The 12,978-nt window shown below is 71.1% G+C and carries 11 protein-coding genes; 1 reads left to right on the plus strand and 10 read right to left on the minus strand.

What is annotated here, in order from left to right; translation table 11 throughout:
• The 9 genes from QNJ30_15425 to QNJ30_15465 all read right to left on the minus strand — a co-directional run bounded on the left by QNJ30_15425 (window position 1) and on the right by QNJ30_15465 (window position 10,704).
• On the minus strand, window positions 1-2,067 hold the full coding sequence (locus QNJ30_15425; GenBank protein ID MDJ0944858.1) for a hydantoinase/oxoprolinase family protein: 2,067 nt from the start codon (window positions 2,065-2,067) through the stop codon (window positions 1-3).
• Window positions 2,064-3,803, minus strand: coding sequence for a hydantoinase B/oxoprolinase family protein (locus tag QNJ30_15430; GenBank protein MDJ0944859.1), 1,740 nt, complete (start codon window positions 3,801-3,803; stop codon window positions 2,064-2,066). Before QNJ30_15430 ends, QNJ30_15425 begins: the two co-directional genes overlap by 4 nt.
• A complete protein-coding gene (locus tag QNJ30_15435; GenBank protein MDJ0944860.1) occupies window positions 3,800-4,690 on the minus strand; it encodes an isocitrate lyase/phosphoenolpyruvate mutase family protein in 891 nt (296 codons plus the stop codon). The genes QNJ30_15430 and QNJ30_15435 overlap by 4 nt, the downstream gene beginning before the upstream one ends.
• Window positions 4,687-5,199, minus strand: a complete 513-nt coding sequence (locus QNJ30_15440; GenBank protein ID MDJ0944861.1) for a 3-isopropylmalate dehydratase — start codon at window positions 5,197-5,199, stop codon at window positions 4,687-4,689. The genes QNJ30_15435 and QNJ30_15440 overlap by 4 nt, the downstream gene beginning before the upstream one ends.
• On the minus strand, window positions 5,196-6,479 hold the full coding sequence (locus QNJ30_15445; protein ID MDJ0944862.1) for a 3-isopropylmalate dehydratase large subunit: 1,284 nt from the start codon (window positions 6,477-6,479) through the stop codon (window positions 5,196-5,198). Before QNJ30_15445 ends, QNJ30_15440 begins: the two co-directional genes overlap by 4 nt.
• The gene (locus QNJ30_15450) at window positions 6,480-7,817 is read right to left on the minus strand and encodes a TRAP transporter large permease (GenBank protein MDJ0944863.1); all 1,338 of its coding nucleotides are present in this window, start codon (window positions 7,815-7,817) and stop codon (window positions 6,480-6,482) included.
• Between the two features lie 210 nt (window positions 7,818-8,027).
• Complete coding sequence (locus QNJ30_15455) at window positions 8,028-8,561, minus strand: TRAP transporter small permease (GenBank protein ID MDJ0944864.1); 534 nt, start codon at window positions 8,559-8,561, stop codon at window positions 8,028-8,030.
• Between the two features lie 236 nt (window positions 8,562-8,797).
• The gene (gene dctP / locus QNJ30_15460; protein ID MDJ0944865.1) at window positions 8,798-9,820 is read right to left on the minus strand and encodes a TRAP transporter substrate-binding protein DctP; all 1,023 of its coding nucleotides are present in this window, start codon (window positions 9,818-9,820) and stop codon (window positions 8,798-8,800) included.
• Window positions 9,821-9,906: 86 nt separating this feature from the next.
• Window positions 9,907-10,704 carry a GntR family transcriptional regulator gene (locus tag QNJ30_15465; GenBank protein ID MDJ0944866.1) on the minus strand — a complete coding sequence of 266 codons (798 nt, stop codon included), beginning with the start codon at window positions 10,702-10,704 and terminating at the stop codon, window positions 9,907-9,909.
• A 126-nt stretch (window positions 10,705-10,830) separates the two neighbouring features.
• Here QNJ30_15465 and QNJ30_15470 point away from each other — a divergent pair, with 126 nt between their 5' ends.
• Window positions 10,831-11,403 carry a tautomerase family protein gene (locus QNJ30_15470; protein MDJ0944867.1) on the plus strand — a complete coding sequence of 191 codons (573 nt, stop codon included), beginning with the start codon at window positions 10,831-10,833 and terminating at the stop codon, window positions 11,401-11,403.
• Window positions 11,404-11,561: 158 nt separating this feature from the next.
• Here the strand turns inward: QNJ30_15470 and QNJ30_15475 are convergent, their stop codons facing one another.
• Window positions 11,562-12,785 carry an MFS transporter gene (locus QNJ30_15475; protein MDJ0944868.1) on the minus strand — a complete coding sequence of 408 codons (1,224 nt, stop codon included), beginning with the start codon at window positions 12,783-12,785 and terminating at the stop codon, window positions 11,562-11,564.
• Window positions 12,786-12,978: the final 193 nt, after the last annotated feature.

Here is a 12,978-nt window from a genome sequence, read left to right on the forward strand (position 1 = left end):
TCAGGCCTCCCCCTTGCGCGAGATCACGATGTTGCCGAAGCGGTCGACCCGGCCGTCCAGGTCCGGATCGATGAAGATCGTGGTGTCCGGCTGCTCCAGCAGCGCCGGGCCCGGCACCAGGGCGCCGACCGGCAGGTCGAGGCGCTCGTAGACCTTGGCGTCCCGCCAGCCGCCCTCGACCCAGACCCGCCGCTCCCCCAGCAGGCAATCGTCCGGCGACTTCTCGCCGCGCGGCGCCAGGATCTCCAGGTCGAACTTCGGCCGCCGCCCGATCACCGCGATCCGCAGGTTCATGACCCGCATCGGCAGGCCCTCCAGCAGCCGTCCGTAGGCCGCGCGGTAGGCGGTCTCGAAGGCCGCGCGGATCGCGTCCCGCGTCACCCCGGTGGTCTTGCCCTTCGGGGTCAGGGCCAGCGGCGCACTCACTGTGTGGGTCTGCCCGAGGTAGAGCATGTCCAGCTCGAAAAGGTGGTCGACCCGCTCGAAGCGGACGCCCGCGGCCTCCAGCAGGGCCTCGCCGCGTTGCGCGGTGCGCAGCATCTCGCCGTCGAGGGCCGCGATGTCGAGCTCGTCCAGCAGCCGGTTCAGGGTGTGCACGAAGTCGTGGCGCATGTCGGCGATGACGCAGCCCAGCGCCGAGGTCACGCCGGGATAGCGGGGCACCAGGGCCTTGGCCAGGCCGACCTCCTTGATCAGGGCGCCGGTGTGCAGCGCGCCGCCGCCGCCAAAGGGCATGGCGACGAAGCGCTTTGGGTCGTGGCCGCGCTCGACCGAGACCAGGCGGATCGCCCCGGCCATGCGGGCGTTGGCGACCCGAATGATCGCCTCGGCGGCGGCCAGAGGATCGAGCCCGAGCGGCTTGCCGACCTCGGCCTCGATGGCGCGGATCGCGGCCTCGAGGTCGAGCCGATCCAGCTTGCCGCCGATCGGCCGCGCGGCGTTGATCCGGCCCAGGACGAGGTTGGCGTCGGTCACCGTCGGCCGGGTATTGCCCAGGCCGTAGCAGGCCGGGCCCGGGTCCGAGCCGGCCGACTCCGGACCGATCTGCAGCAGCCCGCCGCGGTCGACCCAGGCGATGGAGCCGCCGCCGGCGCCGATGGTGGTGATCTCGATCATCGGCGTGCGCACCACCAGGCCGAAGTCGATCGCGGTCTGCGCCGCCAGGGCGCTCTCGCCCTCGGCGACCAGCGAGACGTCGAAGGAGGTGCCACCCATGTCGCAGGTGATGACGTTGGGGAAGCCGGCGGCGGTCGCGATCTCGGCGCCGGCGATGACCCCGGCCGCCGGGCCCGAGAGCGCGGTGCGGACCGGCAGGCGGCGCGCGGTCTCGAGCGACATGACCCCGCCGTTGGACTGCACGATCAGCACCTGGCCGCCGAAGCCGCCCTCGGCCAGCGCCCCTTCCAGGCGCGCCAGGTAGTCGGCGACCACCGGCTGCAGATAGGCGTTGAGGGTCGCGGTCGAGAGGCGCTCGAACTCGCGGATCTCCGGCAGGATCTCCGCCGCCGCGCTGACGTGCGGGTTGGGCCAAACCTTCTCGAGCGCCTCCAGCGCCCGGCGCTCGTTTCCGGCGTTGGCGTAGCCGTTGATGAAGAACAGAGTGACGGCCTCGCAGCCCTGGTCCAGCAACGCCTTCGCGGCGGCCTCGACCTGGTCGGGCGCGACCGGAGTCTCGATCGTCCCGTCGGCCAGGGTCCGCTCGGCGACCTCCAGGCGCCGGTCGCGCGGCACCACCGGCGCGAAGCGGCCCCAGAGGCCCCAGGTCTGCGGCCGGTCGCGCCGGCGCATCTCCAGCACGTCGCGAAAGCCCTCGGTGGTGATGATCCCGGTCCTGGCGCCGCGCCGCTCCAGCAGGGCGTTGGTGCCGACCGTGGTGCCGTGGACCACGGTGCCGATCTCGGCGAAGTCGGGCGCGCCGACGCGGATGCCCTCGACGAAGCCCCGGGACTGGTCGCCGCGCGTGGTCGGCACCTTGGCGACCTCGATGGTCCCGCCGGCCTCGTCGAGAAAGAAGAGGTCGGTGAAGGTGCCGCCGACGTCGACCCCGATGACCAGGCGCCCGCTCATGCCCCAGCGTCCCTCAGCTTGCGGGTCTCGGCTTCGTCGACCTCCCCGCCGTCGTCCAGCGCGACGCCGTAGTCCCGGGCCGCCGCGTCGGCACTGACGTAGCCCAGCCGCAGGTCCTCGGCGACCGCCGCCGGATCGCGCTCGAAGGGCGGGCCGTAGCCGCCGCCGCCCGGCGTCTCCAGGGAGAGCCGCTGGCCGCGCGCGAGCCTGATCCCGACCATCTTGGAGGCGAAGGGTGGCTCCGCCGTGCCGCCGTCCTGCGGGTAGCGAAAGACGTTGCGCGCCCCGGCCCGGCCGCCGACCACGCCGGGCGGCGCGAAGCGGCCGCGCTCGCCGAAGAGGAAGGCCTCGGCCGAGTCGTCCAAGAGCTCGATGCCGTAACGCGCGCCCAGGCCGCCGCGGTGGCGCCCCGGCCCGCCGCTGTCCGGTCGCAGCGCCCATTCCGTGAACTTCACCGGATAGGCCGCCTCCAGGATCTCCAGCGGAGGGATGGTCGCGGTCGAGATCGGGGCGTTGCCGTGGTTCAGGCCGTCGCCCTCGGGATGGCCGCCGTGGCCCCCGCCGAAGAAGGAGAACATCACCCAGCGCCGGCCGTCGGCGCGGTGCCCGGCGATCGACAGGGCATTGATGGTGCCATAGGCGCAGCCGTTGACCCGCTCCGGCGCGACCTGTGCCAGGGCGCAGAAGACCACGTCGATGACCCGCAGGATGGTCTCGGTGTAGCCGCCCACGGGCTTGGGCGCGGTGACGCTCAGCAGGGTGCCCTCGGGGATCACGAAGCGGATCGGCGTCAGCACCCCGGCGTTGGCCGGCACGTCGGGAAAGAGATGCTTGAGCGCGACGTAGCAGGAGGCGATCGCGGTCGAGCGGGCTATGTTCACCGGCCCGGCGCAGGCCGGCGAGGAGCGCGAGAAGTCGAGCACCATGCCCTCCTCGTCGATGGTCAGGTCGAGGGCGATCTTCAGCGGCGCGTCGACGATGCCGTCGTTGTCCAGGAAGTCCTCGGCCGAGACCCTGCCCCGGGGCAGCTCGGCGATGTGAGCGCGCATCAGCCGCGCGGCCCGCTCTTTGAGCTCCGCCAGGGCCGCGGCCACCGTATCGTCGCCGTAGTCGTCGAGCAGTTCGCCCAGGCGCCGGACGCCCAGCTCCAGGGCGTTGATCTGGCCGTTGAGGTCGCCGTAGAGGCTGCCGGGCAGGCGCGAGTTGGCCTTGAGGATCTCGACGATGTCGCCGCGCAGCTCGCCCCGGTCGAAGAGCTTCACCGGCGGGATCAGCATCCCCTCCTGGAAGCACTCGGTGGCGACGGGATTGTAGTTGCCCGGCACGTTGCCGCCGACGTCGTGCCAATGCCCGACCGAGGCCAGGTAGCAATAGACCTCGCCGTCGCGGAAGTAGGGCCGGACAAGCTTGAAGTCCGAGAGGTGGGTGCCGCCGTCGTAGGGGTCGTTGAAGATGTAGACGTCTCCCTCCGCCGGGCCCTCTGCCGGCGCGCCCTCCCGCGCGATCTTGTCGATCACCGCCTTGACCGCGAAGGACATGGCGCCGACGAAGACCGGCAGGCCCGACTTGCCCTGGACCAGAGTCTCCCCCGTCTCGGCGTGGTAGAGGCCGTGCGAGGCATCGTGGGCCTCGGCAATGATCGGGTTGAAGGCGCTGCGGAACAGGGTCGCGTCCATCTCGTCGGCGACCTGCTCCAGGCGGCCTTTCAGGACGGCCAGGGTGACGGGGTCGATCATGTCCGCTTCCGGATGGTCTCGGGGTCGTAGTCCCGGCCGAGCTCGAGCAGCTCCGGCGTGCCGATCACCGCATTGAGCGCGTCGAAATCGACCATGCGCTCGCGGAAGGGCCGGTTGCTGCCGTTGGCCAGCAGGGCGGCGAAGTAGTCCTGGGCCATGGCCACGAAGGCCCGGACCAGGCCGCCCGGGAAGATCACCAGGTCGAAACCCAGGTCCTCCAGCTCGGCGGCGGTCAGCGGCGGGGTCTTGCCGCCCTCCACCATGTTCGCGACCAGCGGCACGCGCCCGCCCAGCTCGGCGATGATGCGTTCCATGTCCGCGCGGCTCTGCGGCGCCTCGACGAAGAGCAGGTCGGCCCCGGCCTCGGCGTAGGCCGCGGCGCGGTCCAGGGCCGCCTCCAGGCCCTCGACCGCGATGGCGTCGCTGCGCGCGACAATCAGGGTCTCCGCGCTGCGCCGGGCGTCCCGGGCCGCCGCGATCTTGCCGCGCATCTCCTCGGTGCTGACCAGGCTCTTGCCGGCCAGGTGGCCGCAGCGCTTGGGCAGGGTCTGGTCCTCGAGCTGGATCGCGTCGGCGCCGGCGCGCTCGAAGGCCCGGACCGTGCGCCGGACGTTGAGCGCGTTGCCGAAGCCGGTGTCGGCGTCGACCACGATCGGGCAATCCACCCGCTCGCGGATCGCCGCCAGGACCTCTGCCACCTCGGTCATATCGACCAGGCCGATGTCCGGCCGGCCGAAGCGGGTGTAGGCGATGCTTGCGCCCGAGAGGTAGACCGCCTCGGCGCCGGCCCGCTCGGCGAGCAGGGCGGAGAGGCCGTCGTAGACGCCCGGGGCGACCAGGATCCTTCGCTCCCTGAGCCGGCTTCGCAGCCGGGGGGTATCGGTCATGGGCTGGCCTCCTTCCGCTGGGCCTCGATTTTCTTCTCCAGGTGCGGCACCAGGCCGCCGTCCCGCAGCATCGCCATCAGGAAGTCGGGGATCGGCTCGCAGGCCAGGACGTCGCCGCTGGTCAGGTTCTCGATCCGCCCGGCCGCCGGATCGACCCGCAGCTTGTCGCCGAAGCGGATGCTGCGCGCCTCGGGACAGACCAGCACCGCCAGGCCGAGGTTGAGGGCGTTGCGGTAGAACAGCCCGGCGAAGGACTCGGCGACCACCGCGACCACGCCCAGGTGCCGCAGGGCCTGGGCCGCCTGCTCGCGCGAGGACCCCAGGCCGAAGTTGCGCCCGCCGACCACCACGTCGCCGGGCTTCACGCCCGCCGCGAAACTCGGATCGATCGCCTCCAGGCAGTGCGCCGCCAGCACCTCGATCGGTGCCTTCATGTAGGCGCCCGGCGCCAGGGCGTCGGTGTCGACATCGTCCCCGTAGACCCAGGCCTTGCCGCCCTCGCCGGTCATCGTTCCTTGCCCTCCGCCAGGATCTCGCGCGGATCGACGATCCGCCCGGCGACCGCCGCCGCGGCCACGCTGTAGGGCGAGGCCAGGTAGACCTGCGACGAAGCCGCGCCCATGCGGCCCTTGAAGTTGCGCGCCGTCGAGGAGATGCAGACCACGTCTTCGCCCAGCCGGTCGTCGCCGTAGCCGGCGCAGATCCCGCAGGCGTTGGGCAGCAGCTTGGCCCCGGCCTCGACCAGGACCCCCAGGCTGCCCTCGGCCGCGGCCGCCTCCTGGTCGCGCAGCGAGGCCGGCGCGACCAGCAGCTCGACCCCCGGCGCCACCTTGCGCCCGCGCAGCACCTCGGCGGCCATGCGCAGGTCGTCCAGCTTGGCGCCGGTGCAGGCGCCGATGTAGGCGACCTGCGGGCGGACCCCGGCGAAGTCGGCGGCCGGCGCGGCCAGCGCCGGGCTGTGCGGCGCCGCGACCTGGGGCGTCAGCGCGCCCGCGTCGAAGGTGTGATGCTCCGCGACCGCCGCCCCGGGGTCGCCCTGCCAGGCGCCGACATCGCCCGGATCCGCGCCGATGCCCTCGAGGTAGCTCGCCGTCACCGCGTCGGGCGCGATCAGCCCGGCCTGCCCGCCCAGCTCGGCGGCCATGTTGCACAAGGTCATGCGCTCCTGCATCGACAGCGCGGCCAGGGCGTCGCCGGCGTACTCCACCGCCTGGTAGCGGCCGCCGTCCATGCCCAGGCGGGTGCAGAGGAAGAGCATGATGTCCTTGGCCACGACCCCCGGCGACAGGCGACCGCGCCATTCGATGCGGATGGTCTCGGGCACCTTGAGCCAGATCTCGCCGGTCACCAGCACGCCCGCCATCTCGGTCGCGCCGATGCCGAACATGTAGCAGCCGAAGGCGCCGCCGGTCGGCGAGTGGCTGTCGCCGCCGACCACGAGCATCCCGGGCCGCAGGTGGCCGCTCTGCGGCAGCACCACGTGGCAGATGCCCTCGCGGTCGTGGAAGGCGCGGATGCCCTGCTCGGCGACCCAGTCGCGGGTCAGGTCCAGGATCTCCCGGCTGCCCGCGTCGTTTGCCGGGACGAAGTGGTCGGTGATCACCACGACCTTGTCCGGGTCCCAGACCGTGACCCCCAGGCGCTCCAGGATCGGCTTGACCCGCCTCGGCCCGCCGGAGTCGTGCATCATCGCCAGGTCGACCCGGCAGGTCACGATCTCCCCCGGGGTGACCGACTCGCGGCCCGCGGCCCGGGCGATGATCTTCTCGGCGAGGGTCAGGGCGCTCATCTAACGGCTCACCGAGGGCAGCCAGGTCGCCAGCTCCGGCACCGCGATCAGCAGCAGCACCAGCAGCATGGCGCAGGCCATGAAGGGCAGGGCGGCGACGCAGATCTCTACGAAGCGGGTGCCGGGCGGCGCCACGCTCTGCATGACGAAGAGCAGCAGGCCGAAGGGCGGGGTGGTGAAGCTGATCTCCAGGGCCAGCAAGATGATGACGCTGAACCAGATCAGGTCGAAGCCGAACTGCTGGGCCAGGGGATAGAAGATCGGCACCGTCAGCAGCATCATCGAGAGCTGGTCCATGAACATGCCGAGCATCAGCAGGACCCCGAACATCACCGCGAGCATTGTGAGCGGCGCGATGTCGAAACTCGTCACCCAGGCGATCAGCCCGGCGCTGCCGCCGGAGAAGGACAGGATCTTGCTGAAGGTCGCCGAGCCGAAGATGATCAGCAGCGCGACCACCGTGACCCGGGTCGCCCCGGCCAGCGACTTCCACAGCGCCGAGGGGGTCAGCGAGCGGAAGGCGGCGGCCACCACCAGCACGCCCAAGCAGCCGAAGGCCGCCGATTCCGAGGGCGTCGCCCAGCCGATCATGATCAGCAGGATCACCCCGACCACGATCGAGACCATGGGCAGGACGTCGCGCAGCAGCAGGACGGCCCGCTCGGCCAGGGGCGCGGTCTCGACCTCGTAGGCCGGCGCCGCCGCGGGGTCGAGCTTGGCCATGCCGTAGATCAGGACGGCGTACATCGCGGCCAGGGTCAGCCCGGGCAGCACCCCGGCGATCAGCAGCGCGCCGATGTCGAGCTGCGCCAGGGTGCCGAGCAGCACCGCGAGCGCCGAGGGCGGGATCAGCATGGCCAGCCCGCCGGTGCCCAGGATCGGCCCGATCGAGAGCGACTTCTTGTAGCCCCGCCGGGTCATCTCCGGGACCATCAGGGTGCCGAGCAGCGCGGTCGAGCCCATGGAGGAGCCGGAGAGCGTCGCGAAGGCGGTGCCGCCGGCGACCGTGACGTAGGACAGCCGCGCCGGGACCCGGCCGAGCAGGCGCTCGACCGCGCCGAACATGCGGTTGGCCAGGCCGCAGTGGAAGAAGAGCTCGCCCATCAGCAGGAACATCGGGATCGGCGCCAGGGCGAAGTTGGCCATGGAGCCCAGGCCGTTGTCGGCCAGGGTCGCGATGCCCAGCTCGATCCGCTCAAGCGCCGTGCCGCTGCCGCCGAAGTAGACCGCCGCGGCGACCAGGTTGACCGCCAGGAAGGCGACCCCGACCGGAAAGCCCACGACCATAAGCACCAGGATCGCACCGAACAGCAGGCCGAGGACGGCGTACCACTCCATCAGCCGGCGTCGCAGCAGGTGGCGGAGTGAAGCACGACGGAGTCGGCCCTCGACGGCGTGCCGACCTCGCCCTTCGGTGCGCAGCACGGCGCGTACGCGCGGCTCAGGACGAGGTTCAAACTCTCCCTCATGCTGAGCTTGTCGAAGCATGAGGGCGCCGAAACGGCGCAAAGCTTGCAAGCGATCCAACCCCCCATGACCGCGTTCACCTCAGTCATGGAGCTGCCGCCGCGCGCCGTGCATGGGCTCGGCCGCGAAGACGAAGCGCAGGAACTCGACCGCCATCAGCCCGAAGCCGATCGGCAGGGCGACGGTGACGATCCAGCGCGGGATGTCGAGCTGGCCCCTCAGTTCGTCGTAGCGGGTCCAGGCATAGTCCTCCCAGGCCAAGAGCCCGCAGTAGTAGGCCAAGGCCAGACAGACCAGGGCCGAGACCGCGGCGACCGCGCGCGACAGCACGCGCCGCGTCCGCGAGCCGACGCTGGCGGTGACCAGCTCGATGAAGACGTGCGCCCGCTGGCGCACCAGCCAGGGCGCGCCCAGCATCAGCACGTAGATGAAGCCGTACTCGATGAAGGTGAAGGAGTAGGGGCTGTAGGCGATCGAGAGGCTGCGCGCGGAGGTGTAGTAGACGATCACCACCATCATCAGCCCGACGTAGACGCAGGCCAGCGCCGACATCCCCCGGATCAGCCAAGTATAGGCGATCTCGACCCGCCGCAGCCCCTGCAGCAACACCGTCATTTCACCGTCCGACCTGCACCGCTGTTTCACACGTCAAACCCTGGCTCCTTCACAAACCCGCTGTCATTGCCCGACTTGATCCGGCAATCCACCTGGATCGCAGTCTCGTCCCCAGATGGATCCCCGGGTCAAGCCCGGGGATGACAGTCAGAAGGAGTCCGCCGCCATCACGAAAGAGGAGCGGGCGCCGCAACGCGTCGTCGCGCGCCGCCCGCTCCCCCGCCCCCCCGTGAGCCCTACTGCTGATAGAGGCCGCGCAGCTTCTTCGCCGCGTCCAGAGGCCGGCCGTCCTTCTCCAGCCGTTCCGTCATCCGGCCGTAGGCGGATTCCAGCGCGATCTTCAGGTATTCGTCGCCCGCCTTGACCGCGTGGATCTGCATGCCCTCGCTCTCCAGCAGCTTCTTCTCCTCGACGACCTCGGCCTCGCGCGCCGCGCGGCTCGAGATCTCGTGCGCGATCACCGTGTCCTGGAGGATCTTCTTGGCCGCGTCGTCCAGGCCGTTCCACTTCTTCAGGTTCATGATCACGCTGATGTCGGTCTGGTAGAAGTCGGGGTCCAGGCGATGGCGCAGGAACTCGTCCCACTTCAGCGCCTTGACGCCGATCGAGGTCCAGGCGCTGGCGTTGACCACGCCCTTCTGCAGCGCCGGGTAGACGTCGGTCGCCGCCATCTGGTGGGTTTCGGCGTCGAGCGCGCGGAAGAAGGCGCCGTAGATCGGGTTGTCGCGCATCTTCACGCCCTTGAGGTTGGGCAGGCCGGCCTCGGTGAATTTCGGCGCCTCCTTCATGTAGATGTGGAACTTGACCCCGCTGTCGACCCAGCCGAGGTACTTCATGCCCATGTGCTTCTGGTGCAGCTCGTCGATGATCGCCATGCCGCCGTTGGCGCGCACCGCCTCGGGGCCGCTGTTGGAGGTCGAGATTGCCTCGTTCTCCGGCAGGGCGCGGGCGTAGAAGGCCGCCGGCAGGCAGGAGAGATCGACCACGCCCTTCTGGATTGCGGTCGCCTGCTCGAACATGCCGATCGAGTTGAAGGGCTTGACGTCGACCTTCAGTACCCCGGCCCCGGCCGCGTTGAGCTTCTCGGCCAGCTCCTTGCAGCTCTTGGTGTAGACCAGGAAGTCCGGGAAGGGATAGACCAGCGTCAGGGTCGTCTCGGCCCGCGCGCCGCCGGCGAGCGGCGGCGAAGCCAGGGCCGCGCAAAAGGCCAGTGGGGCGGCCAGGGCCGCAATGAGGGTCTTCAGGTTGCGTGTCTTCATCTCGGGAACCTTCTCCTGCTTTCTCCGGGCTGCCGCCCGTTGTTGGCCCGGCGCCGTCTTTTCGGCTGCCGGTTCTCGCGTCGCCGTCAGGCTGCCGGCGACCATCGGTTCTCGCTTTCGGACTGAATCCGCGACAGCACCATCCGGTACTGGTAGCGCTCCGGCGAATAGAGCGCGGTCAGATGCTCGACCGGCCGCCCCGCCTGGTCGGCGACGATCCGGGTCACCTGCAGCAGCGGCGCCCCGATCTCGACCTCCAGCAGCGGCGCCACGGTGGTGTCGGCCAGGGTCGCGGTGATCGTCTGCTCGGCGCTGCCGACCTGAACCCCGCCCCGTTCCAGCAAGGCCAGCAAGGGCGTGCTCGCCAGGTCGCCCTGGTCGTAGGAGCGGCCGATCGCCTCCGGCACGTGGGTGGTCAGGTAGGACAGCGGCCGGCCCTCCAGGCTGCGCACCCGCACCGCCCGCTGCACGGCCGCGCCGACCGCGCAGCCCAGGTCCCGGGCGATCTCCTCCGAGGCCGCGACGTAGCCGAAGGCGAGCAGCCGGACCTCGGTCTTGAGACCCATCATCAGGAGGTTCTCCAGCAGGCCCTCGACCGAGGAGCGCACCGGCGGCGAGGGCGGCTGGAAGCTGACCGAGGTGCCGCGGCCGCGCTGGCGCACCACCAGGCCGGCGCCGGCCAGCTCGTCCAGGGCGCGCTTGGCGGTGATCCGCGAGACGTTGAAGCTCCGCGACAGCGCCTGTTCGCTGGGCAGGATCTCGCCGAAGCCGTAGGCGCCGTCGCAGATCTTCTGGCGCAGGATCAGGTAGATCTGGTGATAGAGCGGCGCCCGCAGCCGCCGGTCGACGGCCGTGGTCTCCGGGAAGACGACGGAAGGCTCCATGGGGCAGCCGGTCCCTGTTGCTTGCCTGCGGGCGCCGTCTTGCGCGGGCCTCGCCAAATCAAATGATATAATGATATGACATTTGCGGTCTGACCAGACTCGAAATCGCAGCAGCGGGAGGCGTTCATGCCGGTGGTCACGGTGACCTTGATCGAGGGCTACGACGAGGCGACGCGCCGGCGCCTCGGGGAGAATCTGACCGACGCCGTCCGCGCCACCCTTGCCGCGCCCCCTGACGGCGTGACCGTGGTCCTCGACGAGGTTGCGCCCGGCAATTACCTGCGCGGCCGGACGCCACGCCGCCCCGGTCCGCCGCTGCCCGACCCGGCCCGGACTGTGCGCGACTTCCTGGCCGCGCTGGAGACCCGCGACCTCGACCGCGCCCGGGCCTTCCTCGCCGAGGGCTTCGAGATGACCTTCCCCGGCGAAGCCCGCTTCACCCGGCTCGAGGACCTGGTCGCCTGGGCCAAGGACCGTTACCGCGCCGTCACCAAGACCATCGAGTCCCTGGAGACCCTGCCGTCACCCGACGGCGTCACCGTCTACTGCCGCGGCCGCCTCGCCGGCGAATGGCCCGACGGCACGCCCTTCGCCGGCATCCGCTTCATCGACCGCTTCGAGCTCGCCGCCGGCAAGCTCACCCGCCAGGAGGTCTGGAACGACCTCGCGGAGGGGGGCGCGAAGCGAGGCGATGGCTGAGCCTATAAGCCCTCCCCCCTTGTGGGGGAGGGTTGGGAGGGGGGTATCGCGAAGCGACCAAGCTGTACCGAGGCAAATCGTGCGGCCTGTCGGCCGCCACCCCCTCCTGTATCCTCCCCCATCAAGGGGGAGGAGGAGTTCAGAAGCGCCACTCGCCGTCACTGGCTCCGCCGCAGCCGCGCCAGCAGCAGCACCAGCAACGCACAGACCCCGGTCATCATGACCAGCGCCGCGCCGAAGCCGCCGCCGGCGTCGAAGACCAGGCCCACGGATAGCGGCCCGAGCACCCCGCCGATCTCGGCGGCCGAGAAGAACAGCCCGCCGGCCGAGCCGGCGTGGCGCGACCCGACCCCGGGGGTTTCGACCAGGACCAGGATCGCCAAGGTCATCATCGAGCTGCGCGCCAGGCCTTGCAGGACCAGGCCGCCCGCCAGCCCGAGGCCGGGGCCGAGCTGCAGCAGGAGGGTCGCGCCCGCGGCGCAGAGGAAGAGCGCGAGCAGGATCGCCAGGCGCCGCGGCGGGGTCGCTAGGCGCGGGATCGCCAGGGCGCCGAGGATCCCGATCGCGGTCGGCACCGCCGCCCAGTAGCCGGCCGCCGCCGCGCTCAGGCCCCGGCTGCGCAGGATCTCGGGCAGCCAGTTGTTGAGGCCGTGGTTGAAGAAGAAGATGCAGATGCTCATCGCCAGGATCAGGCGCACCGCCGGCAGGCGCAGCAGGTCGAGGAAGACCTGGAGCTGCGGCGGCCGCGGCGCGGCGGCCTCGTCGCGCTCCAGCGCCCGGTTCGCCGGGTGGCTGGCGATGGCCAGCCAGACCGCCCCGGCGAAGAGGGCGACCGCGGCGTAGCCGGTCAGCACCGCGCGCCAGTCGCCGTCCAGCAGCGGCATCATCACGCCGTTGCTCAAGGACAGCGCCGCGATCGCGCCCAGCGACATGCCGGAGACGTAGACCCCCATGGCGAAGCCGCGCTCCTTGCCCTCGAACCAGGTGGAGATCACCTTGGGCGCGCCGATCGAGACCAGCGGGCCGCCGAAGCCGAAGACCGCCACCGCCAGGAAGAGTTCCAGGTGCCCGCCCGCCTGGCCGCGCAGAAAGCCGGAGAGCGCGATGATTCCGCCGGCCAGGGCCAGGGCCCGGCGCGGTCCGACCCGGTCGAGCAGGGCGCCGCAGGGGATCGCCGCGGCAATGTAGACCAGCGGCCAGGCGCCCATGACGCTGCCCATGGCGCCGTGGCTGATCGCGAGCTCGCCGACGATCGCCGGCACCAGCGGTCCCATGGCCGCGACGGTCAGCCCGAAGCAGAAGTACAGCAGCCAGACCCCACCCAGCATCGCCCAGCGATGGCCGCGCGCGCTGGGCGAGGCCGCCTCCACTCTCCCCGTCACGACGCACCCCCGGCAAGCCCGACCACGGCCCGAGCCTAGAGCAGATCCCCCCGCCGCGAAATCACGAGGTGGCGCGGGCCGCGTTGCGCAGCGTATCGCACGGCTGGGGTGACTCGCCTAATCCCGCTAAGCGGCTCCGATATCCCCTCACCCAGCTCCGGCTAGGGCTCGGCCGAGGCCTCGCCAAGCCTCC

Source organism: Kiloniellales bacterium (assembly GCA_030066685.1).
Taxonomy (GTDB): Bacteria; Pseudomonadota; Alphaproteobacteria; order Kiloniellales; family JAKSBE01; genus JAKSBE01.